Annotated in this window: 24 protein-coding genes and 1 pseudogene; 6 read left to right on the top strand and 19 right to left on the bottom strand. The window is 63.5% G+C overall.

What is annotated here, in order from left to right:
* Window positions 1-256 precede the first annotated feature (256 nt).
* The 10 genes and pseudogenes from M0D64_RS12325 to mltG all read right to left on the bottom strand — a co-directional run bounded on the left by M0D64_RS12325 (window position 257) and on the right by mltG (window position 9259).
* Window positions 257-1423, bottom strand: a complete 1167-nt coding sequence (locus M0D64_RS12325) for an AAA family ATPase (RefSeq protein ID WP_266257885.1) — start codon at window positions 1421-1423, stop codon at window positions 257-259.
* A gap of 67 nt (window positions 1424-1490) precedes the next feature.
* A complete protein-coding gene (otsA, locus tag M0D64_RS12320; protein ID WP_171925702.1) occupies window positions 1491-2903 on the bottom strand; it encodes an alpha,alpha-trehalose-phosphate synthase (UDP-forming) in 1413 nt (470 codons plus the stop codon).
* Between the two features lie 193 nt (window positions 2904-3096).
* Window positions 3097-3288, bottom strand: a pseudogene (locus tag M0D64_RS12315) (mechanosensitive ion channel family protein); the annotation flags it as partial.
* A gap of 369 nt (window positions 3289-3657) precedes the next feature.
* Window positions 3658-4014, bottom strand: a complete 357-nt coding sequence (locus M0D64_RS12310) for a Rap1a/Tai family immunity protein (protein ID WP_054042704.1) — start codon at window positions 4012-4014, stop codon at window positions 3658-3660.
* A 214-nt stretch (window positions 4015-4228) separates the two neighbouring features.
* A complete protein-coding gene (locus M0D64_RS12305; protein ID WP_266257883.1) occupies window positions 4229-4969 on the bottom strand; it encodes an ankyrin repeat domain-containing protein in 741 nt (246 codons plus the stop codon).
* 52 nt (window positions 4970-5021) lie between these two features.
* The gene (locus M0D64_RS12300) at window positions 5022-5813 is read right to left on the bottom strand and encodes a TatD family hydrolase (protein ID WP_266238948.1); all 792 of its coding nucleotides are present in this window, start codon (window positions 5811-5813) and stop codon (window positions 5022-5024) included.
* 59 nt (window positions 5814-5872) lie between these two features.
* Window positions 5873-6391 carry a GNAT family N-acetyltransferase gene (locus M0D64_RS12295; protein ID WP_266257882.1) on the bottom strand — a complete coding sequence of 173 codons (519 nt, stop codon included), beginning with the start codon at window positions 6389-6391 and terminating at the stop codon, window positions 5873-5875.
* Between the two features lie 108 nt (window positions 6392-6499).
* On the bottom strand, window positions 6500-7534 hold the full coding sequence (locus M0D64_RS12290) for a DNA polymerase III subunit delta' (RefSeq protein ID WP_266257881.1): 1035 nt from the start codon (window positions 7532-7534) through the stop codon (window positions 6500-6502).
* Window positions 7535-7628: 94 nt separating this feature from the next.
* Window positions 7629-8249, bottom strand: a complete 621-nt coding sequence (tmk, locus tag M0D64_RS12285; RefSeq protein ID WP_154559259.1) for a dTMP kinase — start codon at window positions 8247-8249, stop codon at window positions 7629-7631.
* Window positions 8249-9259 carry an endolytic transglycosylase MltG gene (gene mltG / locus M0D64_RS12280; RefSeq protein ID WP_266257880.1) on the bottom strand — a complete coding sequence of 337 codons (1011 nt, stop codon included), beginning with the start codon at window positions 9257-9259 and terminating at the stop codon, window positions 8249-8251. Before mltG ends, tmk begins: the two co-directional genes overlap by 1 nt.
* A gap of 78 nt (window positions 9260-9337) precedes the next feature.
* Between mltG and M0D64_RS12275 the strand changes: the two genes are divergently transcribed.
* Together M0D64_RS12275 and M0D64_RS12270 are read left to right on the top strand one after the other, a co-directional pair.
* Window positions 9338-10435 (top strand): folate-binding protein YgfZ, encoded by a 1098-nt coding sequence (locus M0D64_RS12275; protein ID WP_266257879.1) that lies wholly within the window; start codon window positions 9338-9340, stop codon window positions 10433-10435.
* A gap of 84 nt (window positions 10436-10519) precedes the next feature.
* On the top strand, window positions 10520-11365 hold the full coding sequence (locus M0D64_RS12270; protein WP_266257878.1) for an NRDE family protein: 846 nt from the start codon (window positions 10520-10522) through the stop codon (window positions 11363-11365).
* A 43-nt stretch (window positions 11366-11408) separates the two neighbouring features.
* Here M0D64_RS12270 and M0D64_RS12265 read toward each other — a convergent pair whose 3' ends face one another.
* The 6 genes from M0D64_RS12265 to M0D64_RS12240 form a co-directional block, all read right to left on the bottom strand.
* Entirely contained in the window at window positions 11409-12368 is a 960-nt protein-coding gene (locus M0D64_RS12265; RefSeq protein ID WP_171925710.1) for an alpha/beta hydrolase, read from the bottom strand.
* A 60-nt stretch (window positions 12369-12428) separates the two neighbouring features.
* Window positions 12429-13316 (bottom strand): SDR family oxidoreductase, encoded by an 888-nt coding sequence (locus M0D64_RS12260; protein WP_266257877.1) that lies wholly within the window; start codon window positions 13314-13316, stop codon window positions 12429-12431.
* A 118-nt stretch (window positions 13317-13434) separates the two neighbouring features.
* Complete coding sequence (locus M0D64_RS12255; RefSeq protein WP_266257876.1) at window positions 13435-14433, bottom strand: NADP-dependent oxidoreductase; 999 nt, start codon at window positions 14431-14433, stop codon at window positions 13435-13437.
* A 114-nt stretch (window positions 14434-14547) separates the two neighbouring features.
* On the bottom strand, window positions 14548-15033 hold the full coding sequence (locus M0D64_RS12250) for a PaaI family thioesterase (RefSeq protein WP_266257875.1): 486 nt from the start codon (window positions 15031-15033) through the stop codon (window positions 14548-14550).
* 8 nt (window positions 15034-15041) lie between these two features.
* Window positions 15042-15344 carry a Dabb family protein gene (locus M0D64_RS12245; protein ID WP_266257874.1) on the bottom strand — a complete coding sequence of 101 codons (303 nt, stop codon included), beginning with the start codon at window positions 15342-15344 and terminating at the stop codon, window positions 15042-15044.
* Window positions 15345-15407: 63 nt separating this feature from the next.
* Window positions 15408-16907: a PLP-dependent aminotransferase family protein gene (locus M0D64_RS12240; protein WP_266257873.1), complete on the bottom strand. Its 1500-nt coding sequence runs from the start codon at window positions 16905-16907 to the stop codon at window positions 15408-15410.
* Between the two features lie 178 nt (window positions 16908-17085).
* On the opposite strand from M0D64_RS12240, the gene M0D64_RS12235 reads away from it, so the two are divergent.
* Together M0D64_RS12235 and M0D64_RS12230 are read left to right on the top strand one after the other, a co-directional pair.
* On the top strand, window positions 17086-17463 hold the full coding sequence (locus M0D64_RS12235) for a hypothetical protein (RefSeq protein ID WP_266257872.1): 378 nt from the start codon (window positions 17086-17088) through the stop codon (window positions 17461-17463).
* A gap of 70 nt (window positions 17464-17533) precedes the next feature.
* Window positions 17534-18052, top strand: coding sequence for an LEA type 2 family protein (locus M0D64_RS12230; RefSeq protein ID WP_154559328.1), 519 nt, complete (start codon window positions 17534-17536; stop codon window positions 18050-18052).
* Window positions 18053-18215: 163 nt separating this feature from the next.
* Here the strand turns inward: M0D64_RS12230 and M0D64_RS12225 are convergent, their stop codons facing one another.
* From M0D64_RS12225 to M0D64_RS12215, 3 genes are all read right to left on the bottom strand, one after another.
* Entirely contained in the window at window positions 18216-19394 is a 1179-nt protein-coding gene (locus M0D64_RS12225) for an acetyl-CoA C-acyltransferase (RefSeq protein WP_154559249.1), read from the bottom strand.
* A 242-nt stretch (window positions 19395-19636) separates the two neighbouring features.
* Entirely contained in the window at window positions 19637-21721 is a 2085-nt protein-coding gene (locus tag M0D64_RS12220) for a 3-hydroxyacyl-CoA dehydrogenase NAD-binding domain-containing protein (protein WP_266257871.1), read from the bottom strand.
* A 142-nt stretch (window positions 21722-21863) separates the two neighbouring features.
* Window positions 21864-23549 (bottom strand): 3-(methylthio)propionyl-CoA ligase, encoded by a 1686-nt coding sequence (locus M0D64_RS12215; RefSeq protein WP_171925717.1) that lies wholly within the window; start codon window positions 23547-23549, stop codon window positions 21864-21866.
* A 259-nt stretch (window positions 23550-23808) separates the two neighbouring features.
* Here M0D64_RS12215 and M0D64_RS12210 point away from each other — a divergent pair, with 259 nt between their 5' ends.
* Window positions 23809-25365: a YdiU family protein gene (locus M0D64_RS12210; protein ID WP_266257870.1), complete on the top strand. Its 1557-nt coding sequence runs from the start codon at window positions 23809-23811 to the stop codon at window positions 25363-25365.
* 38 nt (window positions 25366-25403) lie between these two features.
* Window positions 25404-25826, top strand: a complete 423-nt coding sequence (gene msrB / locus M0D64_RS12205) for a peptide-methionine (R)-S-oxide reductase MsrB (protein WP_154559245.1) — start codon at window positions 25404-25406, stop codon at window positions 25824-25826.
* The last annotated feature ends 97 nt before the right edge of the window (window positions 25827-25923 follow it).

The following is a 25923-nucleotide window of genomic DNA, read 5'->3' as shown; positions in this document are numbered from 1 at the left end:
TCAGCGGCGCTGTTTATGACAGCGCCGGTCCTTCTCCATCAATGCAGTGAACGCCAGGCGTCCGCCTGCACCATCCGCATCACACCATTATTCACTAGGGCGGAACAAAAAAACCCTTGGCCTTGCAATTCCTGTGCGCTGTTACATTCGACTTACATCCGATGGCGCGCCTATTATCCGCTCAGGTATGTAGCTTAGGTACGTAGCCTGGGTACCTCGCCTGCCGATTGCCCTCAACCAGATCACGTGGCCACGGTTATCGCGCCGGCCATTTCCACGGCGGCAGGTCGCGATCGTCCGCATCGGTGATGCGCGTGGCGCCAAAGTGCTTCTCGAGCACGATCGACTGGCTGCCGTCCTCTCGTTCGAGCGCCGCGATCAACCGCGCCGCGTGCGACACCACCAGCACCTGGGAATGCGCGGAAGCCCGCGCGATCAGGCGCGCCAGCGCCGGCAGCAGGTCCGGGTGCAAGCTCGTCTCCGGTTCGTTCAGCACCAGCAACGCCGGCGGACGCGGCGTGAGCAACGCGGCCACCAGCAACAGATATCGCAAGGTGCCGTCCGACAGCTCCGCGCCCTTCAGCGGCCGCAGCAGGCCGTGTTGCTGCATCGATACTTCGAAGCGGCCGTCCTGCGAGACGACGTCGAGGCGCGAACCGGGAAAGGCGTCGTCGATGGCGGTATCGAGCGCAACCGGGTCGCCGATCTCGCGAATGGTTTGCAAGGCCGCGGCGAGGTCCGCACCGTCGTTCGAGAGCACCAAGGTGTGCGTGCCGATCTGCGGCAGACGCACGGCCGCTTCGGCATCGGTGCGGAAGTGATCGTAAAAGCGCCACGAACGAATCTGCTCGCGCACCGTGATCATCTCGGGAGCGGTCCGGGGGTCGGAGAACTCCGTCATCATGCTGTCGAAGCTCGCGACGGGTTGAGGGATGGTTTGCCACTCGCCCTGCTCGTCACGCGTACGCAGCGCTGCGCCGTGCCGGTCGACCAGCAAGGCCGACGGCCGCAGCACCGGGCCGCTCCAGATGCACTCGCGTTTGATGGTGGGGTCGAGCGGGAAGCGGGTGGCCCTGTCGAGCGGCGGCAACCCGAGATCGATCGCATAGCCGAACTCATCGCCGGAAAATCCAAGCCGCAGACTCACCGGCTCTTTCCGGCGCGTGCCCTCGACTGGCAATTCTCCGGCCAGTACCGCGCGCGAGAAACGTTCAGGCCCAGCCCACAACGTGGATTGCAAACCACCCTCACGCGCAAGCGACGTAATCACCCCGCCGCGCGCAGTCTCGGCCAGCAAACGCAACGAGCGATACACGCTCGATTTGCCGCTGCCATTCGCGCCCGTGATGACATTCAACTGCCCGAGCGGCACGATCAACTCGCGCAGCGACCGATACCCCGCGATGGCCAACGTCCTCAGCATGCGGACACCTTTCGATCAAACGCGCACTGCCGGGCGCTCAGTAAAACCATTCTGTTCAAACGCACCATCATTTATGTCCACCGCCCTTGCCCGGCGTCTGCACGGGCACACTGCGCAAATCGTTCAGGAAGCTATCGCGCCACACGCCGAGATCGTTCTTGCGCAGCGCCGCCATATTGATCTCGTGACGCCGCTGGCGTGCATCGAGCGGCATTTGCAACGCGCGCTGCAAGGCCTCGCACATGCCGATCGCATCGTGCGGATTGACCAGCAGCGCGCCAGTCAACTCCGCCGCCGCACCGGCGAAAATCGACAGCACCAGCACGCCCGGATCGTCCGGATTCTGCGCGGCGACGTATTCCTTCGCGACCAGATTCATGCCGTCGTGCAACGGTGTGACAAAGCCGATCTGCGACTCACGAAACAGCGACATCAGTTTCCAGCGGTCGTACTGCTGATTCAGGTAGCGGATCGGCGTGTAATCGAGGCCCGAATAACGGCCGTTGATGCGCCCTGCTTCGTATTCGAGATCCTGGCGGATCTTCTGATAGGTGGCGACGTCCGAGCGGGTCGGCGGCGCGATCTGCACGAGCGTCACGTTGCCGCGCCATTCGGGCGAGCGTTCCAGCAGTTGCTCGAAGGCGCGAAAACGTTCAACGAGTCCCTTCGAATAATCGAGCCGGTCGACGCTCATGATCAGCTTGCGGCCTTCCAGACTCTGCTTCAGGTCGAGCACGTGCTGGCGGCTTTCGTAGCGCTCGGCCTGTTCGGCGATTTCATCGGGGAACACGCCGATCCGATAGACGCCCGTGCGCAGCTTGCGGCCGAAGGCTTCCACATGGTTGCCTCCGCTCACGGTGCCGCGCGCGTGGCGCGTCACGTAGTCGTGGAAAGCGAGTTCATCGGTTGCGGTCTGGAAGCCCAGCAGGTCGTAGCACGACAGCGATTTCACCAACTCTTCGTGCGGCGGAATGTTGAGCAGAATCTGCGGCGCGGGAAACGGAATATGCAGGAAGAAGCCGATGCGGTTCGTGATGCCCTCGGAGCGCAGCGCTTCGGCGAACGGGATCAGATGGTAGTCGTGAATCCAGATCACATCGTCGGGTTCGAGCAGCTTGATCAGCTTGTGCGCAAGCCATGCGTTGACGCGGCGGTAGCCGGCATACTCGTCGCGCTCGTAGCGTGCAAGGTCGTTACGGTAGTGGAACACGGGCCAGAGCGTCGCGTTCGAGAAACCGCGGTAATACTGATCGTAATCCTTGCGCGTGAGACCGACGGTCGCGAAGGTCACCGCGCCGTCCTGCTCCAGCGTCGGACCGGCGTTGGCGACGGTCTCGCTCACCACGTCGCCGCTCCAGCCGAACCATACGCCGCCCGCGTCCTTCAGCGCGCCGAACACGCCGACCGCGAGGCCGCCTGCCGACCCTTTGGTTTCCGTCGGCGTTGCGACGCGATTCGACACGACGATCAGTCGGCCCATGTTGGTAGTCCTCCTTGGTTCGCACGGCGCGGCGTTCGCGCTTCAAGGGCTTGTGGCGCCTCGAGCGCTGCAACACTTCGATGACGTCAAGCGGCTGCAAAACGCGCGACGCCGCGCCAGGTTCGTGAGTCAGATGGACGATTCGACCGCCTGGGTGTCCGATCAGTTGCACTCATCGGCGCTGCATGCGGCGCTACACCTTTTCCTTCACCTGCTGCAACAGATCGCCCGCCTGATGAAGACCGGCGCGGCTTGCCACGGGATCGGCCTCGGTGTGCGCGGCGGTGCTGCCGGCGGGTGTCTGCGTGCTGCGCGGCACCCAGTCGGGCGGTTCGCCCTTGCCGGTTTCGAGTTCGGCCGACACGTCGGTGCGCGACCGTGGCATTGCGTGGAGCGGGCACTACGCGGGCGAGGCCATTGGCCGAACAGGCGGCAAAATGCCGAGGGAGCGGGCATGAGCGCGAAGGCCACGCCCCGCTGATGACACTGACGCTGACGAGCGCTGAAACAGCGGCGTGCGCCGTCCAGGTTTGAGGCTTCCGGCGCGGCATGCCTGTAGACATCTTAGGCGTTCGTCCGCCAGGACCGGGGATAGGTGCTTAAGCCGGCGGCCTGTGAAAGCGGGCGGCCGGGTTTAAGCCGGCCAGAAACACGCCTCAAGGCTCAAGCAGGCTGAAACGCCCGACGTGCCCGATTCGGGCACGCGGCGCAAACGTCAGCCGCGACTCACATCAAATTCAAATCAACTACGCGATCAGCTACCGCTCTTGCAAGGAAATGCCTTGCCGAGCCCGAGCGAGATCGCCGTGCTGGCGTTATAGCCCGCGACGATCGGATTCTCGGCGATGTACTTGCGTACCGCGTCGGTGAGTTGCGCCGAGCGCGCGTCTGGCGGCAGGCAGTAGTACTGGCCGACGCGCGGCCCGGTGGTGCCGCCGATCGCGTCGATCGTGTTGAAGATGCCGTCGGCAGCGCCTTCGATATACGCGGCACACGCACTACGCGATGCTACATCGGTCTTCGTGCACAGCTTGTTGAGGTCGCCTCCCGTAAACGCGGCTGCCGATAACGGTACGGCAAGCGCGCTGGCGAAAATCAAAGCCCGCAGCATGGTGTTCCTTTCCAGGGTCGTTTATCAGGCGGTCTAGCGCCGCATCGAACCGGCGCGCCTCGCAACGCGCCAAGTCGTCATTCTGCACTGTTTTGCGAAGCGGCAGGCATGCCAACGGGTGCTATCTTCAGGCAAATTTGTGGCCCAGGGAACCGACAGCCGGTGTCCGTGAAGCTGGCGCCCCGGTGGCCGGTTCTCCGGCTTTTCGCGCACTTCACTTCTGTTGCATCTGCTGCAGGCGCGCAGTGAGGCCTTCGACCACGTCCGGTTCCTTGTAGGTCTTCGCGAAATCCAGCGCAGTCAGGCCGATCTGGTTCTTCACCGTGAGGTCCGCGCCGTTATCGAGCAGGAGCTTCACCGTCGACACGTGACCGCCGCGCGCGGCCATCATCAGCGGCGTGGTGCCGTTCGGCGAGCCGGCGTCGACGTAGGCCGAATGGTCGAGCAGCACCTTGACGATATCGTCGTGGCCGTTCGCAGCCGCATAGTGCAGCGGCGCCCAGCCCTTCTTGTTGACTTCGGCGTCCTTCGCGATCAGCAGGTTGACGAAGTCGAGGTCGCCGCCCAGCGCGGCCATCATCATCGCGTTCTCGCCGGCTTTATCCTGGATCTCGATGTCGGTTTTCGGATTGGCAATCAGCGCCGCCCCCACCTTGTCCGACTTCTCGCGCGCGGCGAGCACCAGCAGCGGGATGCCCTGGTTGTCGACGCTGTTCGGGTCCATGCCCTTGGCGAGCAGCTTGTTGACGCCGTCGACGTCGTCGAATTTCACCGACTTGACGAGCGAGTCGATCGGCGCGGCCTGAACCGGCGAAGCGACCAGCGAAGTCAGCGCGGCGCAGGCAAACGTGGCGGCCAGCGCGAGGCGCGACACGCTGCGGCGTGCCGAACCGAGGGCGGTTTGCGCCGCTGAAGTCTCTTGAATCGCCGCCGTCGAAGTCGAATAATTTGTCATGTTTTACTTTAGGAAACTTCCCTATCCATTTGATATTTATTGGCTTTACCGATCACACACCAGCCGGCGCGGGAATCTTGAAGAGCCGGAAGAAGTTTTGTGTCGTCGCGGCGGCCAGTGCCGTATCCGGCATCTCGCGCTGTTGCGCGATGAAGCGTCCGACATAACTTACGTACGCAGGTTCATTAGGCTTGCCGCGATACGGCACGGGCGCGAGGTACGGCGAGTCGGTTTCGATCAGCAAACGCTCGAGCGGCACGCGGCGCGCAACGTCCTGCACGTCGGTCGCGCTCTTGAACGTGACGATGCCCGACAGCGAAATGTAAAAATTCTGCGCCAGCGCCTGCTCGGCAACCGCCCACGGCTCGGTGAAGCAATGCATCACGCCGCCAGGCTCGCTCGCGCGCTCCTCGGCCATGATGCGCAGCGTGTCTTCCGCCGACGACCGGGTGTGGATGATCAGCGGCTTCTTCGTGGCGTGCGCCGCGCGGATATGGGTGCGAAAGCGCTCGCGCTGCCATTCCATATCGGCGATCGTGCGGCCTTCCAGACGGTAGTAGTCGAGACCGGTCTCACCGATCGCGACCACCTTCGGATGTTCGGCCAACTCAATCAGTTCGGCGAGACTCGGCTCGCGCATGTCCTCGTGATCCGGATGCACTCCAACCGACGCATACACGTTCTCGTACTGGTTGGCGATCGCCAGCACGGACGGCAACGTCTCCAGATCGACCGATACGCACAGCGCATGCGTGACCGAATGGCTGCGCATGTTCTCGAGCACCTGCGGCAGGCGGTCGGCGAGTCCTTCGAAGTTGATATGACAGTGCGAATCGACAAACATGATGATGTCCTGCTGATAAGTAGCTGGGTGTGAATCTGGCTGTAAATCGTGGCTGTAAATCAGGCCGCGGCCGGCTCGAGCCGTTTGCCGAGAATCACCAGATCGCGCTCCACGCCGTCCAGCACCGCGACGCGCCGCAGCGACCCCCACGTGTCGAAACCGAAGCCGCGGAACAGACGCAGGCTCGCGTCATTGTGGCCAAAGATAAAGCCCAGCACCGTGTCGATGCCGAGCGTCGGCGCCACTTCCAGCGAGGCCGCCAGCAGTTGCTTGCCGAGACCCTTGCCGCGCGCGCTTTCGTCCAGATAGATGCTGACTTCGGCGGTACGCAGATAGGCCGGGCGGCCGTAGAAATCCGAGAAGCTCAACCACGCGATCACGCGGCCGGACTGCTGCGGATCTTCCACCACCCACAGCGGACGCTTGTGTGGCCCGTGCGCATGAAACCACGCCAGACGGCTTTCGACGCTCACCGGTTCGAGATCGGCGGTGACTTGCCGCGACGGCACGGTCGAGTTGTAAATGGCGACGATCGCGGGCAGATCGTCGAAGGTGGCATCGCGGTAGGAAAGGCTCATGGTGCTTTGACGTGAGATGGAAGGCGAATCGGCGGACGGATGCATGGATCATGCGTGGCGGGTTAAGGCACGCCAGCCTTGCACACACCGGCGGCCATCAAAGTTGATTTACGCAAACAGCTCGCGATAGCCGATAAACAGTTCTTCGAACACCAGCCGCGCGTTCAGCGGATGGTTCTCGACAGCGCGCTGGCGCGTCACGGTGCGCATGAAGCGCGCGAACGCGCTGGCGTCGGCTTGCGACGCACAGCGCGACAACGCCGTCGACGCCTGCGGGAAATAACGCGGCGCGCCGGCCGTGCGCTGCGCCAGCAAATCGTACATCCAGCGTTGCAGCCAGCCGAGCACGAGCGGTACCGGCAGCTTCTGCAGCGCCTCGCCGCAGGCGAAGGCGTCGCAATCAGCGCCGGCGGCCAGTTGCTTCAGGGTCCAGTCGCGCAGCGTGCGGTTCTCGTCACTCGCGAGAGCGAGGGCCGTGAGCGGCGCGCCGCCGGCTTCGGCGAGCAGCGCGGGCGCTTCGGCGACGCCTTGCGCGGCGAGCCACTTCGTGGCGACTTCCGGCGCGGGCATCGTCATCGGCCATTGGCGGCAACGGCTGATGATGGTGGGCAGCAGGCGATCGACGCGCGCCGACACCATCAAAAACACCACGCCCGCCGGCGGTTCTTCGAGCGTTTTCAGGAGCGCGTTGGCCGCGGCGATGTTCAGCCCCTCGGCCGGATACAGCACGACCACGCGCGCACCGCCACGATGCGACCCGACGCCGACGAAATCGAGCAAGCCGCGAATCTGCTCGATCTTGATCTCCTTGCTGGGCGCGCGCGTCTTCTTGCCTTCGTCACCGTCGGACTTCTCGGCTTTTTCGTCCGCAGCGCTGGCGAGTCCGGCTTCGGCGGCCAGCGCTTCGGGCACGATGATCCGATAGTCAGGATGATTGCCCTGCGTGAACCAGTTGCAGGCGACGCAGGCGCCGCACGGCTCGCCGTTGGCCTGCTGGGCCTCGCACAAAAGCCCCTGCGCGAGGTGCTGCGCGAAGCGCAGCTTGCCGATCCCCGCCTGGCCATGCAGCAGCAAGGCATGCGGCCAGTGTCCACGCAACTGCTGCAGGCGGTTCCAGTCATCGGCTTGCCACGGATAAATCATCGTTTCTCTTTTAAATCAATAGACTGACGAAGTTTCATGAGACGTTACACAAGCCTCATCAGTCGTCATAACTCAAGATTATATTCTTTAAAAATCAAAGAACTGCGATCAACTCTTCAAGTTGCTTCTGAATTCGCACGATGGTCTGCGAAGAGTCAATGATAGCGAACCGGTACGGCGCTTCTTCCGCGCGGCGCAGATATTCGGCACGGGTGCGATTGAAAAATGCCTCCGACTCGCTTTCGAACCGATCCGGATCGCGCGCGGCGCTGCGCCGTTCGCTGGCGACCTCCGGCGTCAGGTCGAACAGCACCGTCAGGTCCGGCTGAAAACCGCCCTGCACCCAGCGCTCCAGCGTTTCCAGCTTGTCGCGCGGCAGGCCGCGGCCGCCGCCCTGGTAGGCGAAGGTCGCATCCGTGAAGCGGTCGGACAGCACCCAGTCGCCGCGCGCGAGCGCCGGCTCGATCACCTCGGCCAGATGCTGGCGGCGCAGCGCGAACATCAGCAATGCCTCGGTTTCGAGATCCATCTTCTGATGCAGGACGATTTCGCGGATCTGTTCGCCAAGCGGCGTGCCGCCCGGCTCGCGCGTCATCACGACCGAGCGGCCGGTGCTCGCGACTTTCTCTTCGAGGCGTTCGCGAAACCAGCCCAGGTGGGTGGTCTTGCCGGCACCGTCGATGCCCTCAAACGTTATGAATTTGCCCCGCGCCATCATTGCCCTCGAATGTATTTGTCCACGGCCTTGTTGTGATCGCCGAGGGTGTCAGAAAAGATACTGCTGCCGTCACCGCGCGAAACGAAATACAGCGCGGTGGATTGCGCCGGGTTCATCGCCGCCTGCAGCGATGCGACACCGGGCAGCGAGATGGGTGTTGGCGGAAGCCCCATCCGGGTGTAGGTATTGTAAGGAGTGTCGGTCTGCAGGTCTTTCTTCCTGATGCGGCCGGTGTAGCTGTCGCCCATGCCGTAGATCACGGTGGGGTCGGTTTGCAGTGGCATGCCCACGCGCAGACGGTTCGCGAACACGGCCGCCACCATCGGCCGGTCCGATTTCTTGCCGGTTTCCTTTTCGATGATCGACGCCATCGTCAACGCATCGTACGGCGTCTTGTACGGCAGGTTCGGCGAACGCGAGGTCCACGCTTCGTCCAGACGCAACCGCATCAGCCGGTACGCGCGACGGTACACGTCCAGATCGCTGGTGTTCTTGTCGAACAGATAGGTGTCCGGGAAAAACAGCCCCTCGCCGTTGCCGAGCGACGCTTCCGGCGCGTTGATCGCGTTCATCAGATCGGTGTCGCTCATGCCAATCGTGTCGTGCTTGAGCGCCGGATTGGCGTCCAGCTCGGCGCGCATACGCTTGAAGGTCCACCCTTCGATGATGGTCGCCACATATTCGTTGACGTCGCCGCGGGCGATTTTTTGCAGCACTTCGTACGGCGTGATGCCCGTCTTGAACTCGTAGTTGCCGGATTTCAGATCGCTTTGCAAGCCGAGCAGCCGCGTCATGATCACGAACAGTTCAGGCTCGACCGGCACGCCGCCGCGGTTGAGCTGCAGCGTAACGCTGCGCAGGCTGCTGTGCGGCTTGACGGTGACATCGAGTTGCGCGGGGGTCAAATCGAGTGGGCTGGTGGCCCAGTGATATCCGCCTGCGATTGCTGCTGCGGCCAGCACAACGACGATTGAGCCGGCGACGAAACATTTCTTCAGAAGGGTCATGCGAAACTGGGCTGGGTTGGACCTCATATAATACTTGTTTGCCTTAGCTAAAGTCAGAATTGACTGTTCCCGGAATCCATGAACACACCGCTCGCTACCGCTTCAGGCACGCCTTCAGTTGCGCCCGCAGTTGCTCACACGGGCACCGCTGCGACGGCACAGGCTTCCGCGCCCGTCGGACTTCCTGCTTTGCCGCGGCCCGCCGCTGAGGAATTCGACGCTGTCATCGGGCAAGGCGCCTACATGCCGCTGACGCAGTTCGGCGTGATCGACGCGACCGGCGACGACGCGGCGAGCTTCCTGCACGGCCAGTTGACCAACGACACGCAGCACCTCGACGCAGCCAATGCGCGCCTTGCGGGCTATTGTTCGGCCAAGGGTCGGCTGCTGGCGTCGTTCCTGACGTGGCGCACCGGCGAGACGATCCGCTTGCTGGTGTCGAAGGACGTGCAGGCCGCCGTGCAGAAACGGCTGTCCATGTTCGTTCTGCGCGCCAAGGCCAAGCTGGTTGATGCGAGCGGCGAACTGACAGTGGTGGGTCTCGCGGGCGACGTGCGCAAAGCGCTTTCCGGCGTGTTCGATGCGCTGCCCGACGGCGTGCACGTCCAGGTGGACGGCACGGCGGGGTCGCTGATTCGCGTTCCGGACGCGCTGGGCCGGCTGCGCTATCTGTGGGTCGGCCCGAAGGCCGCGGTCGAGGCGCGCCTGCCCTTGCTCGACGAAAAGCTCAAGCGCGTATCGCCGGCGGTATGGGATTGGCTCGACATTCGCGCAGGCGAACCGCGCATCACGCAGCCGGTGGTCGAGCAGTTCGTGCCGCAAATGGTCAACTTCGACGTGCTCGGCGCGGTCAATTTCCGCAAAGGCTGCTATCCGGGTCAGGAAGTGGTGGCGCGCAGCCAGTATCGCGGCACGATCAAGCGGCGCACCTCGCTCGCGAACGTGACGGGTGAACTGGCGACGGTCAGGGCCGGAGCCGAACTTTTCCATTCGAACGATCCGGGCCAGCCGTGCGGGATGGTGGTGAATGCGGCGTCGGCGCCGGAAGGTGGTGTCGACGTGCTGGTGGAGATCAAGCTGGCGGCGCTCGAAGGCGGCACGGTGCATCTGGGCGCGGCGGAGGGGCCGGCGCTGAAGTTCCTGGCGTTGCCGTATGGGTTGCCGACTGAGGTTTAAACGCCGAAACCCGAGCGGCGCAATCGAGCGCCGCTTTTTCATGGCATCTGTTCCTCCACCGCCCCCACCGGGAGACACCACCCGATGTGCCTGATCGTCTTCGACTGGCGACCCGATGCGGTCGACGGACCGCTCTTCACGCTCACCGCGAATCGCGACGAATTTTTTCGCCGTACCGCGGAGCCGATCAACTGGTGGCATGACGCGCCGACCGTATTGGCCGGCCGCGATCTGGTGGGCGGCGGCACGTGGCTGGGCATGTCGCGCGATGGCCGCTTCGCCGCGCTGACCAATTACCGCGCGCCGCATGAAATGCGCGCCGATGCGCCGACCCGCGGCACGCTTGTGAGCGACTGGCTCAGTGACCCGGCAAAAGGCTCGGACAACGGGCCGCACGAAACGCCGCTCGACTATCTGCAACACGTCGCGCAAACGGGCGACATCTACAACGGATTCAATCTGCTCGTCGGCGACTGGACGCGCCGCGAGCTCGGCTGGTACTGCAACCGGTCGAACACTGCACCCACACTGCTCGAGTCCGGCACGCACGGCATCTCGAACGCGGTGCTCGATACCGCCTGGCCGAAGCTGGTTAAAAAGCGCGCGGAACTGGGCGCCATGCTTACGCGTGATGCAATGCCGCCGCTTGAGCGCCTGATCGATCTGATGCGCGATCCGCGCCTCGCGCGCGATGACGAATTGCCGTCCACCGGTATTCCGCTCGAACGGGAGCGCGCGTTGTCGGCGGCGTTTATCGAAACGCCGGAATATGGCACGCGTGGCACGACCGCGGTGCGCGTGGTGGCGCATGGCGAGGTGATCAGCGTGGCGGCCGCCGAACGCAGCGACGATAACGGCTCGCACCGGATCGTACGGCCCGGCGACTTCGAGCGCAGCTTCGCGTTCAATGTCGAGCGCGAGATCGCCTGACGCGAGTTTGACGGCCGCCCGGCCGTTTTACACGGAACGACGATTACTCCACACCGAACGCCACCCGCAAAGCCGCGGCGGCATCCGCATGTGCCTCTGCGACATCAGGCACGTAGCCACCCATCTTGAAGAACTCGTGAATCATGCCCGGGTAGCGTTTTAGCGCAACCCGGTTGCCCGCTGCGCGTAGTTTCTCCGCATACGCGTCGCCTTCGTCGCTTAAAGGATCGTATTCGGCGGTCGCGATCCATGCCGGTGCAAGGCCGCTGAAATCAGGCGCGCCGCGCGTCCCGTCGAGCGGCGCGAAACGCCAGTCGTCGCGGTCGCTTTTATCTCGCACGTATTGGTCGAAGAACCATTGAATCGTGTCGCCCGACAGCAGGAAGCCATCGGCGAGGCGCGAGTGCGAATCGGTTTGCTGATAGCCCGTGGCGCCCGGATAAATCAACAATTGCAGCACGAGTTTGATGCCCGCATCGCGTGCCAACACCGCGCACACCGTTGCCAGCGTGCCGCCCGCGCTATCGCCGCCCACCGCCAGCCGCTCCGCATCGATACCGTACTCCGCGGCATGCGCGTGCAGCCAGGTCAACGCATCGAATGCGTCTTCAACGGCGGTGGGAAATTTGTACTCGGGTGCGAGCCGGTAATCGACCGACAGCACCGTGCAACGTCCGTCGCGCGCGAACATCCGGCACAACGCATCGTGCGTAGCGACGCTGCCGACCGTAAAGCCCCCGCCGTGGTAATACACCAACGCCGGCGCAGGCTCGGCCCAGCTCGGCTCGACAGGTTGATAAAGCCGCGCACGAATCGTCGCGCCGTCGCGTGTCGGCACGCGCAGGTCTTCTATCGCGAACATTGGCGCGCTCGCGATCTCCAGGATCGGCGCGCTTTTTTCGTAGGACGCGCGCGCCTGTTGCGGAGTCAACTCGTGAAGTTGCGGGCGTTTCGCGCGCGCGATCATGTCGAGCACCTGCTCGATTTTCGGGTTCAGCGGCATTGGGCGTCGAGTGGCGCGTGGGCGGCGAAGGTTAGTGGATCAAAAGTGGGGAAACAGCACCTAGCTCGGGTTCTTCACTTCGGGCTTCAGCGACATCGGATCGGTCGGATTGCGCAACTGCTCGATGTCCTCGTGACGCAGCTTCACCGTCGCCATGATGCCCGGATGCGTGACGATGTAGAAACGCCGCGCAGCGATCGCTTCGAACGTGATGTCGGCGACGTCGGCTGCGGTCAGCTTGCCCGATTGCACCGCGCGTTGCAGTTGCTTGCCGGCGGCGATCTGCGAGCGGGTCGGCCTGCTATCGTTGCGCAAATCCGCGGGCCGCGCGCGTTCCGCGTCGGCGATGCCGGTCGGCACGAAGGCCGGACACAACAATGAACAGCCGACTGCACCGCCCTCCGTATGCCCGGCTTGCGCCAACTGCAGGTCGTGATAAAGCGTCTCCGTCAACGACACGACGGCGTGCTTCGAGGCGTTGTAGATGCCCATCGCGGGCGGCGACAACAAGCCCGCCACCGACGCCGTGTTGACGATATGCGCGGGCTCGTTCTGCCGCAGCATGATCGGCGTGAAGGCGCGCACGCCGTGCGCGACGCCCATCACGTTGACGTTGAACACCCACGCCCAGTCGTTCGCCGTGCTTTCCCAGAGGAAGCCGCCCGAGCCCACGCCCGCGTTGTTAAAGAGCAGATGGACTTTACCGAAGGCGTCGAGCGCCGCTTGCGCGAGCGCTTCGACCTGGGCGGCATCGGACACGTCGGTCGGCACGCCAATCGCCTCCGCACCGCCGGCGCGCAATGCGTCGACGGTTTGCGCGAGCGCCTCGGGATTCACGTCGGCGAGCACGAGCTTCATGCCGAGCGACGCGCCCTTCTCCGCGAACGCCCGGCCGAAACCGCTTGCCGCACCGGTGATCACCGCCACCTTGCCTTCGAATTCGAACATCCTTCCTCTCCTGGATTTAGCGGTCGGGGATTATCCGCTGGGAACCGTCTCAGCCGATATGTTTATCGCCCGAGTCTCACCGACATCTACCGCATGCGCGGCTCGACAGCTGCCGCGCTCAGATTAGCTTGACGAGTTGCTTGCCGAAGTTCTTGCCCTTCAGGAGACCGATAAACGCTTCAGGCGCGGCATCGAGCCCTTGCGCGATGGTCTCGCGATATTGCAGCTTCTTCTGCGCGACCAGCGTGCCGAGCTGCTTGAGCGCTTCAGGCCACACGTCCATATGCTCGCTGACGATGAAGCCCTGCACCAGCAACCGCTGCGTGAGCATCAGCGACGGATGCTTGAGCGGCATCGGCTGGCCGTCGTAGCCCGCGATAAACCCGCACAACGCGATGCGGCCGAACGCGTTCATGCGCGCGAGCGTCGCGTCGAGCACTTCGCCGCCGACGTTCTCGAAGTAACCGTCGACACCATTCGGCGTCACAGCTTTGAGCTCCTGATACAGATTGCCGGCCTTGTAGTCGACACAGGCGTCGAAGCCGAGGGTCTCGACCACATAGCGGCACTTGTCCGCGCCGCCCGCGATGCCGACTGCGCGCGCACCGGCCAGCTTGGCCAGTTGCCCGACCACGCTGCCCACGGCTCCGCTCGCCGCGCTAACCACCACCGTCTCGCCTGCTTTCGGCACGATAATTTTGTTCAGGCCGTACCAGGCCGTCACGCCGGGCATACCGACCGGGCCAAGATACGCCGACAGCGGCACATGCGTATCGTCGACTTTCTGCACACCCGCACCGTTCGAGGTGCCGTACTCCTGCCAGCCAAACATCGCGACGACCTTATCGCCAACCGCGAACTTCGGATTCTTCGACTCCATCACTTCGCCCACCGTGCCGCCAATCATCACTTCGTTCAGCGGCTGCGGCGCTGCGTACGACTTGCTGTCGCTCATCCGGCCGCGCATATACGGGTCGAGCGACAGGAAGTGATTGCGCACGCGGAATTCGCCATCGGCAAGCGGCGCCAGCGGCGTTTCGACAAGCTTGAAGTTATCGGGCGTAACCGCGCCTTGCGGACGCGAAGCCAGCACGAGTTGACGGTTGATCTGGGGCATGACGATCGTCTCCATGAGTTACCGATGTGATCGGCTAATAGTTCGAACCAACAGCGTCTGCAAAAGAGGAGTCAGCGGGCACGGCTCTCGACACGCACGCTATTCATCCGGTGATTAACCGTCGCTTGGGCCGGGTTTCGCCGAAGGATCGCTGCGCAGACGCTGTCGCGTCACGTCGCGGCCCACGGCGAGGCGGCGCATATATTTGAAAGTGCCGAGTGCTTTGGCGACGAAGTGGCCTTCGCTGTCGCGAATCTCGCCTTCGCAATAGGCCATGGTGGTCGTGCGGTGCAGCACGCGGCCGGTGGCGCGCAATTCGCCGCGACCCGGTTGCATGAAGTTGACCTTCATCTCGACGGTGACCACACCGACGCCGTCGCCGGCCAGACTGCGCGCGGCCATCGCAAGCGCGACGTCGGCGAGCGTCATGGTCACGCCGCCATGCGCGACATCCCACGTATTCATGTGATCGGGTTGCAGCGGCAACACGACCTCGCTGGCGCCGTCCGCCGCCGAGACGAGTTGCGCGCCGAGCCGGTCGACGAACGGGCTTTCGGGCAGCGTCGCGCTGCTCGCTTTAGATGAGGATGAGTCGGTCATTGCGGATTTCAGATTTCGTAGTCGACACATTCACGCGATTCGCGCACCGCACCGACGAAGCCCTTCAGCGCCGTGTGCGTCGGATGGGCCTGGTAGGCGTCGAGCGCGGCTTTGTCGGTGAAGTCCGACACCAGCACGATGTCGTAGGTCGATTCGAGGCCCGGTGCCGCGATGCCGACTTCGAGCTTGAGCATGCCCGGAACAATGTCGCGGCAGCCTTCGAGTTTTTCCTTCAGCTTCAGGACGTTTTCGGCACGCGAGGCACCTTCTGCAGTTTCCTTGAGCTTCCACATCACAATATGACGGATCACGGGATCACCTTCTTCGATTCAGTTCGTTGGGCCGGGACTTAGCACAGCAGGAAATCATAACCGCTACGGCGTTCGCGCATGCGCTACCCTCCGCACCGCCAGACGCCCTAACCTGCGCACCGCGTCATCGGCCTGATCGAGATCCGTACTCGGGCAACTCAGGCGAATGAAATGATCGAAGCGCCCTGCGTTCGAAAACACCGTGCCCGGCATCACGCGAATACCTTCGTCCAAGGCCGCATCGAAAAAAGCAGCCGATGACACGTCACGCGGCAGCTCGATCCAGAAAAACATACCCCCGCCCGGCGGCGTGAAGCGCGTGCCCTCGGGAAACGATGCGGCGATTGCTGCGGCCATCCGTTCGCGCTGAATCCGCAGACGGTCGCGCAAACGCCGCAGATGCCGTTCATACGCATTCGTTTCCAGAAATTCGGCGAGCACGACTTGCGACAACTGCTCGTTATGGCGCGATTGCGCGAACTTCAGCATGCCGATGCGCGGATGCCAGCGTCCGCCGTTGATCCAGCCGACCCGCATGCCCGGAGCGAGCGTTTTGTTGAACGACGTGCAATGGATCACCGTGCCGTCGGTATCCCAGGCCTTCAACGATCTGGGCGGCTGCCCGGTGTCGGCGAGTTCGCGGTAGGGATCGTCTTCGATCAGCGGAATGCCCGCTCGCGCGCAAAGTTCGACGAGCCGTGCTTTGTGCGCATCGGGCATCACGCTGCCGAGCGGGTTCTGCAGATTCGGCACGACCACGACCGCCTTGATGTCGGGATGCGTTTGCAGCGCGAACGCCAACGCTTCGATGGCAATGCCGGTGGTCGGACTGGCCGGAATTTCGAGCGCGCGCAGACCGAGGCTTTCAAGCACCTGCAGCAAGCCGAAGAAACACGGCGATTCCACCGCGACCGTGTCGCCCGGCTGCGTCACCGCGCGCAAGGCCAGGTTCACCGCCTCGATGCCGCCGTGGGTCATGATCACGTCGTCCGCGCCGATCTGGATGCCGGCGTCGAGCGCACGGCGCGCAATGATGGCGCGCAGTTCGGGATCGCCCTGATCGGGTCCGGCCGCGGTCAGCAAGGTCGGCCGTCGGCGCAAGGCGCGCAGCGCGGCCTTCTGCAAAGCGTCGGTGGGATAAAGATCGGGCGATGCGGTCGCGCCGCCGAGGTTCAGCGCGTCGGGATAGCGCTGGAATTTCGACACGATCGCCGAAATCGCCGAATGGATGCCGACGAACTGCGCGGCGCCGGGCACGACCGCAAGGTCGGGCTCGGTTGCCGCGGGCAGCGCCGCCGTTTGACGGGCGCGCACGAAATAACCGGCACGTGGCCGGGCGTCGATCAGCGCCGCGCGTTCCAGGGTTCGATAGCTCTCGGTCGCGGTTGCGAGGCTCACGCCGTGCCGCTGCATGAAGGCGCGCATCGACGGCATGCGATCGCCGGGACGCAGCGCACCGTTATCGATCGCGCGGCGGTATTGGTCGGCCAGTTGGCGGTAGAGGGGGCGGCCATCCGTGCACGTCGCCGCTTGTGCGTCGGGTATCGAGGTAGAAGTGCTCATGAGCCGATGGTGCGGATAGTTAGGGCGTAGGGACAGATACACATCCGCGAGATTCCAACCGATACAGCATGTTTAAACCCCGCCTTGTACCGGTTCACATTGTCCATTATTGCGTCTGTTTTCACTCGGACGGACTCAATAAGCTGTGTGGCATGAAAACGGTTTAAGGGAATCGGTCATGCCCATCACTCAACCTCGCACGGGTTTGCCTCACGATGCCGCCACCTCGCGCGTTGCCGCCGGTCAGATGGCCGTGCACGATTTGCGCGCACGAACCTCGATCGTGGCCGTCGAAGGCAATCTGCGACTCGACTTCCGCGATCATTCGCTGGCGTGGCTGGGAGACGCCGTTCCAGTCACGTCGATCACGCTGCATGAAGGCGAACGCTATATCACGCCACAGCGCGGCGTCGTGTCGATCAGCACAGCGCATGCGAAATCCGCCGCGTTCATCGTCGAGCCACGGCGCGCTGAAAACGAGCGGCACCGCTTCATCAGTCAAGCCGTGCGCAAGCTGACGAACCTCGTCAAAACGCAGCTGCAGCGCGTCACCTGAAACGTCTCTGCTGCCGCGGAACACCCCGCTACAATGCATGACCCAACCCGCTTCCTTCGAGGTGCCGGTCATGTTCTTCTTTCGCGTACTGCTGTCCCGCCGTCACGCCCGTCTGGCCGCGATCCTCGCCGTCATCACGCTGACGCTCAACGGCTGCGCCGGTCTGTTCGGCGGCGACCCTTTGCGCGTGAGCGTGGCCGGCATCGAACCGGTCGACGGTCAGGGCCTGGAGATGCGCTTCAATGTCAAACTGCGCGTACAGAATCCCAATGAATCCGCTGTCAACTTCGACGGCGTGTCGCTTGCTCTCGAACTGAACGGCAAGCCGTTCGCCAGCGGTGTCAGCGATCAGAGCGGCACCGTGCCGCGCTTCGGCGAAACGGTCGTCAATGTACCGCTGACGGTGCCCGCCTTCGCCGCGGTTCGCCAGGCGTTCGCCTTCGCAGGCGCCGTGCAAGCGGACTCCGCGCAGTCGGGACAGATTCCGTACATCCTGCGCGGCAAGCTCGCCGGCGGCTTGACAGGCACGACACGCTTCGTCGATCAAGGTACGTTAAGCCTGCCGACGCTCGGTACTGCTTTGCCCTGATGCGGCTCGGTCCGTGCCGCCAGTCGATGCCGGTGATTCTTGCCCGCGGCCGAGGCGAGCCAAACCCACCCGGATAAAAAAACGGGTGCCGTGGATTCAATGCCTGCACGTCACATCGCACCACACGACACCCGCTTTTAATCAAGCCCACTTTCGCGCCTGATCAAACCACTTCGAACAGGCCCGCCGCCCCCTGGCCGCCGCCGATGCACATCGTCACGACGACCAGCTTCGCACCGCGCCGCTTGCCTTCGATCAGCGCATGGCCGGTCAAACGCGCGCCCGACACACCATACGGGTGACCCACCGCAATCGCGCCACCGTTCACGTTCAGGCGGTCGTGCGGAATACCGAGCTTGTCGGCGCAATACAGCACCTGCACCGCGAACGCTTCGTTCAGCTCCCACAGGTCGATGTCTTCGACTTTCAGGCCTGCCTGCTTGAGCAGCTTCGGCACCGCGAACACCGGACCGATACCCATCTCGTCCGGCTCGCAACCGGCCACCGCAAAGCCGCGGAAAATGCCGAGCGGTTGCAGCCCTTCGCGCTCAGCGACCTTCGCGTTCATCACGACGCAAGCCGACGCGCCGTCCGAGAACTGGCTCGCATTGCCCGCGGTGATCACGCCGCCCGGCATCGCGGTACGAATCTTCGACACGCCTTCGAGCGTCGTGTCGGCACGAATGCCTTCGTCGGCGCTGACCGTGACTTCCTTCGTGAAGAGACGCCCGCTCGCTTTGTCGGCGACGCCGGCCAGCACCGTCAGCGGCACGATCTCGTCCTTGAACTTGCCGGCTTCGAGTGCGGCCGCGGCGCGCTGTTGCGAGCGCACGCCGTATTCGTCCTGACGTTCCTTCGAGATCGAGTAGCGCTTCGCGACGTTCTCGGCGGTCTGCAGCATCGACCAGTAGATTTCCGGCTTGTTCTTGCTGAGCCAGCCTTCGGTCAGCATGTGGTGGTTCATCTCGTTCTGCACGCACGAGATCGATTCCACGCCACCCGCGACGAACACATCGCCCTCACCGGCGATCACGCGTTGCGCGGCCAGTGCGATGGTTTGCAAACCCGACGAACAGAAGCGGTTCACCGTCATGCCCGGCACGCTAACCGGCAAACCGGCGCGCAGTGCGATCTGGCGCGCGATGTTCATGCCCGTCGCGCCCTCCGGATTCGCGCAGCCCATGATCACGTCTTCGATGCGCGCCGGGTCCAGCTTCGCGCGCTCGACAGCGGCCTGTGTCGCATGGCCGCCTAGCGTCGCGCCGTGCGTCATGTTGAAACCACCGCGCCATGATTTGGCGAGGCCCGTACGGGCGGTCGATACGATTACGGCGTCAGTCATATGTCTCTCCTATGTCGACCCGAGTTAGCGCTTTAGCGCTTACTCGGATCCCATGCAAAGCGGTCGCCCCGAGTTGGCGCTTTAGCTGTCGACCCGAGTTGGCGCTTTAGCGCTTACTCGGGTCCCACGCAAAGCTCTTACTCGGGTCCCATGCAAGTTGGCTGGTGATGGTGGGCGCGCTGGCGGATCGCTCAGTCGCCCTACTTCATTCATTTCACTCATTTCGCCTGAGCGGCGGCGCTTCAGCCGTTGAACCCACGGCCCTTTGCCGCGAGTTCCGCGATGCTCGGCGCCAATTGCCACGCGTCGCCATTCGGGCGCGACGCATAGCGGCGAATCGCGCGCTCGACGTTGTAGAGGCCGACCGTATCCGCGTACAGCATCGGACCACCGCGATAGAGCGGGAAGCCGTAGCCGGTCAGATAAACCATGTCGATGTCCGACGCCTTCGACGCAATGCCTTCCTCAAGAATCTTCGCGCCTTCGTTGACGAGCGCGAACACGAGACGCTCGACGATTTCTTCGTCGCTGATCTTGCGGCGCTCAGCGTTGGCTTCCTTCGAGAACGACGTGATCATCTCGTCGACCACTTTCGACGGATACGCAGTGCGGTCACCCGCCTTGTAGTCGTACCAGCCGCCACCGGTCTTCTGCCCGAAACGCCCCGTCTCGCACAGACGATCGGCGATCTTCGAGTAGTGCATATCAGGATGTTCCTGATAGCGGCGTTTGCGGATCGCCCAGCCGATGTCGTTACCCGCGAGGTCGCTCATGCGGAACGGGCCCATCGCGAAGCCGAACTTCTCGATCGCCTTGTCCACTTGCGCGGGCAGCGCACCTTCTTCGAGCATGAAGAGCGCCTGGCGGATGTACTGCTCGATCATCCGATTGCCAATGAAACCGTCGCACACGCCCGAGACCACCGCGGTCTTCTTGATCTTCTTCGCAAGCTTCATGACGGTGGCGAGCACGTCTTTCGCCGTGTCCTTGCCGCGCACCACTTCGAGCAGCTTCATGACGTTGGCCGGGCTGAAGAAGTGCATGCCGACCACGTCCTGTGGACGCTTCGTGAAAGCGGCGATCTTGTCGACATCCAGCGTCGACGTGTTCGAGGCCAGGATTGCGCCGGGCTTCGCCACTTCGTCGAGACGCTTGAACACCTGCTCCTTGACGCCGAGTTCCTCGAACACCGCTTCGACGATCAGGTCGGCGTTTTTCAGGTCGTCGTAGGAGAGCGTCGGCGTGATCAAGGCCATGCGCTGTTCCAGCGCTTCGGGCTTCAGCTTGCCTTTCTTGACGGTGGCTTCGTAATTCTTGCGGATCGTGGCGATGCCGCGGTCAAGCGCTTCCTGCTTCGTTTCCAGCAGCGTGACCGGAATGCCCGCGTTGATGAAGTTCATCGCGATGCCGCCGCCCATCGTGCCGGCGCCGATCACGGCCACCTGCTTGATGTCGCGCGCCGGCGTGTCTGACGGCACATCGGGAATCTTGCTCGCGGCGCGTTCGCCGAAGAACGCATGACGCAGCGCGTGGCTTTCCGGCGTCTGCACGAGCGCGATAAAGCATTCGCGTTCGAATGCAAGGCCCTTGTCGAAACCGCTCTGCACGCCCGCTTCCACGGCGTCGATGCACTTCAGCGGCGCCGGGAAATTCTTCGCCATCGCCGCGACCGTATTGCGTGTGAACTGGATGAAACCGGCGGCATTCGGATGCTCGATCTTGCGGTCGCGCACCTTCGGATGCGGGCCCGTTTTCGCGCCGACCTTGCGGGCGAACGCGAGCGCGGCTTCGGCCAGATCGCCTTCCACGACTTCGTCGAACAGACCCGAATCAGCGAGCTTCTCCGACAGCACCGGCGCACCGGAGACGATCATGTTGAGCGCGGCTTCAAGGCCGATTGCGCGCGGCAGACGCTGCGTGCCGCCCGCGCCCGGCAGGATGCCGAGCTTCACTTCCGGCAGCGCGATCTGCGCGCCGGGTGCGGCGATGCGATAGTGCGCACCGAGCGCCAGTTCCAGCCCGCCGCCCATCGCGACGCTATGAATCGCGGCGATAACCGGCTTGGCGCTGCCCTCGACGACCTTGATAACCGTATGGAGCGTCGGCTCCTGGGTCGCCTTCGGCGTGTTGAATTCGGTGATGTCGGCGCCGCCCGAGAAGGCTTTGCCGGCGCCCGTCAGCACGATCGCCTTGATGGCCGGATCGTTCTGCGCGCGCTCGATCCCTTCGACGATACCGGCTCGAGTCGAGAGGCCGAGACCGTTTACGGGGGGATTGTTCAGCGTGATGACGGCCACGCCGTCATGAGTTGTGTAGTCCACTGCCATCTGCCTGCCTCCGTGCGATGAGGCGGCGCATGACGCGCCGCCTGTCCGGTTGATCGAGTCGGCTCATTGTCCGACTTTAGCTCCGATTTCCCCGGGGTCAGCAGGCAGAATACACAAAAAAGCACGCTCGTTCAATTTATCGTTAGACGGGGTTTCCCCTGGCAAGCGGAGTCAGGGGGCAATCCTTCTCGTCTTCGAGCGCGGACGGCAGGATGTGGTCGCGGAAAATGTCGCGCAGTTTGAGTTTCTGCAGCTTGCCGGTGGCCGTATGCGGGAGTTCGTCGACGAAGACGACGTCGTCGGGAATCCACCATCTGGCCACCTTGCCGTCGTAGAACGCGAGCAGTTCCTCGCGCGTCACGTCGAAACCCGCCCGTTTGACGATCACCAGCAATGGCCGTTCGGTCCATTTCGGATGCGCGCAGGCGATGCACGCGGCTTCGGCCACCGCCGGGTGCGCGATCGCGACGTTCTCGATGTCGATCGAACTGATCCACTCGCCGCCCGACTTGATCACGTCTTTCGAGCGATCCGTGATGTGCAGGAAGCTGTCGCGGTCGATGGTGGCGACGTCGCCGGTCGGAAACCAGCCGTCCACCAGCGGCGAATCGTCCTTGCGGAAATACCGGTCGATCACCCAAGGGCCGCGCACGTGCAGATCGCCGAACGCCACACCGTCCCACGGCAGATCGCGCCCGTCTTCGCCGACGATCTTCATATCGACGCCGTACAGCACATGGCCTTGCTTTTCGAGCAATTTGCGCTGCTCCGCCAACGGCCGCTGACTCTGCTCCCACGTCAATTTCGACAAGGTGCCGAGCGGCGACATTTCCGTCATGCCCCATGCATGGATCACCTGTATGCCGTATTCATCTTCGAAAGCTCGCAGCATGGCCGGCGGACAAGCCGAGCCGCCAATCACCGTGCGATTCAGCGAAGAGAAACGCACCTTGGCTTCGCGCAGGTAGTTGAGCAAGCCGAGCCACACGGTCGGCACGCCGGCCGAATACGTGACGCGTTCGTTTTCCATCAATTCATACAGCGATTTGCCGTCGAGATCCTTGCCGGGAAAGACCAGCTTCGCCCCAGTCAGCGGCGCGGAATGCGGGATGCCCCAGGCGTTCACATGGAACATCGGCACGACCGGCAGCACGGAGTCGCGCGCGGACAGGCTCATCGCGTCGGGCAGCGCTGCACCGAACGCGTGCAGGACGGTCGAGCGGTGCGAGTACAGCGCGCCTTTCGGGTTGCCGGTGGTGCCGGACGTATAGCAAAGATAGGATGCCTGCCGTTCGTCGATGGCCGGCCAATCGTAATTCCCGTCCTGCGCTTCCACCAAGGTTTCGTAGCTCAGCACCGGCGTTTGCATTGCCGGCAGATGGTCTTCATCGGCCAGTGCGATCCAGCCGCGCACTTTGGGGCACTGCGGCGCCAGCGCATCGACGAGCGGTGCGAACGTGGTGTCGAAGAGCACGTAGGCGTCGTCGGCGTGGTTGACGATGTAGGCGATCTGATCGGGAAAGAGCCGCGGATTGATCGTATGGCACACGGCGCCGAAGCCCGTCGTGCCGTAATACGCTTCCAGATGCCGGTAGCCGTTCCAGGCCAGCGTGGCCACCCGCTCGCCGGGTTCGACGCCAAGCGCGATCAGCGCCTGCGCCAGCTGCTTCGCGCGCTTTTCGCAGTCGCGGTAGGTGTAGCGATGCACGTCGCCTTCGATGCGCCGCGACACGATTTCGGTGTCGCCGAAATGCCGCGCGGCATGCGCGAGCAACGAGGACACGGTGAGCGGCACGTCCATCATCTGGCCAAGCAGCGGCGTCGTCATAAAGAGAGGTCTCCTCGCCTTGTTTGCGTCATTGGGGTTGTAGCTCGGGGGCCGCGCGGCGCGCTCCGTTTGAGTCACGTTTGAATCGCACGAAACGCTGCGGCGAGTCCGCGCGGCGTGCGCTGAAACGGCGCCAGACGCGCTCCGGCAGAAGACGTCCGGCACGCAGGCGCGTGTCTGGCCAAACCTCGGACTAACAGCCCGCCAGCACCGCCGCGGGCGCGGACTTACAATATCGGTTAATCCAGAGGCGCTCAACATGTCGTTTTCCCCAAGCATTGCAGGGTTATCCGGGCCTTTATCGGCTCTTTCCGACGCACTGATCACCTCGCCCGAAAGCGCATTTGCGCGGCTCGGCAGCGTGTTTCTGACACGCCTGCCCGCGGCGCCGCTGAGTGCGCCCTACGTGGTTGGGTTCTCCGCAGAGACCGCCGCGTTGCTCGGTTTAGAGCCGGGGCTCCAGAATGATCCGGGGTTCGCCGAACTGTTCTCAGGCAACGCCACGCGTGAGTGGCCTTCCGAAGCGCTGCCGTATGCGTCGGTCTATTCGGGGCATCAGTTCGGCGTGTGGGCGGGCCAGCTCGGCGACGGCCGCGCGCTCGGTCTCGGCGAAGTCGAACACAATGGCCAGCGCTTCGAGCTGCAGCTCAAAGGCGCGGGCCGCACGCCCTATTCGCGTATGGGCGACGGCCGCGCCGTGCTGCGTTCGTCGATCCGCGAATATCTGTGTTCGGAAGCGATGCATCACCTCGGCATTCCGACCACCCGCGCGCTGTGCGTGATCGGCTCCGACCAGCCAGTGCGCCGCGAGGAAGTCGAAACCGCGGCGGTCGTCACGCGCGTGGCGCCGAGTTTCGTGCGCTTCGGGCACTTCGAGCATTTCTATTCGAACGATCGCGTCGATGCACTGCGCGCGCTCGCCGATCATGTGATCGAGCGCTTCTATCCGCATTGCCGCGAAGCCGACGATCCGTATCTCGCGCTGCTGAATGAAGCCGTGAATTCGACCGCCGATCTGATGGTCGAATGGCAAGCCGTGGGCTTCTGCCACGGCGTGATGAATACCGACAACATGTCGATCCTCGGTCTCACGATCGACTACGGCCCGTTCGGTTTCATGGACGGCTTCGACGCCGGCTACATCTGCAATCACTCGGACTCGCAAGGCCGCTACGCGTACAAGATGCAGCCGCAGATTGCGTACTGGAACCTCTTTTGCCTCGCACAGGGTCTGCTGCCGCTGTTGGGTGTCAAGCATGAGGAAAGCGTGCGTGGCGACAAGGCGATCGAAGACGCGCAGCGCGTGCTCGGCGGCTTCAAGGAGCGTTTCGCGCCGGCGCTGGAGAAACGCATGCGCGCCAAGCTCGGCCTCGAAAGCGAGCGCGACGGTGACGACACCTTGATCAACCGTCTATTCGAAGTAATGCACGCCAACCGTGCGGATTTCACGCTGACCTTCCGCAATCTGGCGCGCATTTCCAAACACGATGCGAGCGGCGACGCGCCGGTACGCGACCTGTTCCTCGACCGCGCCGCATTCGACGCATGGGTGAACGACTACCGCGCACGACTGTCCGAAGAAACACGCGACGACGCCGCGCGCGCCATTGCAATGAACCGTGTGAACCCCAAATTCGTACTTCGTAATCATCTGGCAGAAACGGCGATCCGCCGAGCGAAAGAGAAGGACTTCTCCGAAGTGGAACGCTTGGCAGCCGTCCTGCGCCGCCCGTTCGACGAGCAACCGGAAAACGAAGCGTATGCGGGGCTGCCGCCGGATTGGGCCAGCTCGCTGGAAGTGAGTTGCTCTTCGTAACGAGCCCCCAAAACAATCTTGAGACAGGAACCCCGACCATGAACAAGCCCGACGACCTCAACACCGGCGCCCCCGCCGTGCAGAAAGACGACGCCGAGTGGCGCGAACAGCTCTCCGACATCGAATACCAGGTGACACGCCACGCGGCCACCGAGCGCCCCTTCACCGGCCGCTATCACGACCACTGGGACCGCGGCATCTATGACTGCGTCTGCTGCGGCACGCCGCTGTTCGAATCGGACACCAAGTTCGACGCCGGCTGCGGCTGGCCGAGCTACTTCAAGCCGATCAACGGCGAAGTGATCGCCGAGAAAACCGACCGCACGCACGGCATGCTGCGCATCGAAGTGCAGTGCAAGAACTGCGGCGCGCATCTGGGCCACGTGTTCGAAGACGGACCGGCGCCGACCGGTCTGCGTTACTGCATCAATTCGGCTGCGTTACAATTCGAGCCCAAGTAACGCAGCGCGGAGTCCGGCGCCCGTTGAATGATGCGCGGCCGGCGTCTGTCATCAGGCGCGCGCCGGCCGCGACACCCTTCATCCGGCTTGCAAACCG

It is taken from the genome of Paraburkholderia sp. WS6 (assembly GCF_030464835.1).
GTDB classification, from domain to species: domain Bacteria; phylum Pseudomonadota; class Gammaproteobacteria; order Burkholderiales; family Burkholderiaceae; genus Paraburkholderia; species Paraburkholderia madseniana.
Note: the sequence above shows the minus strand (reverse complement) of the source record. Positions and strands in the feature narration are given on the sequence as shown.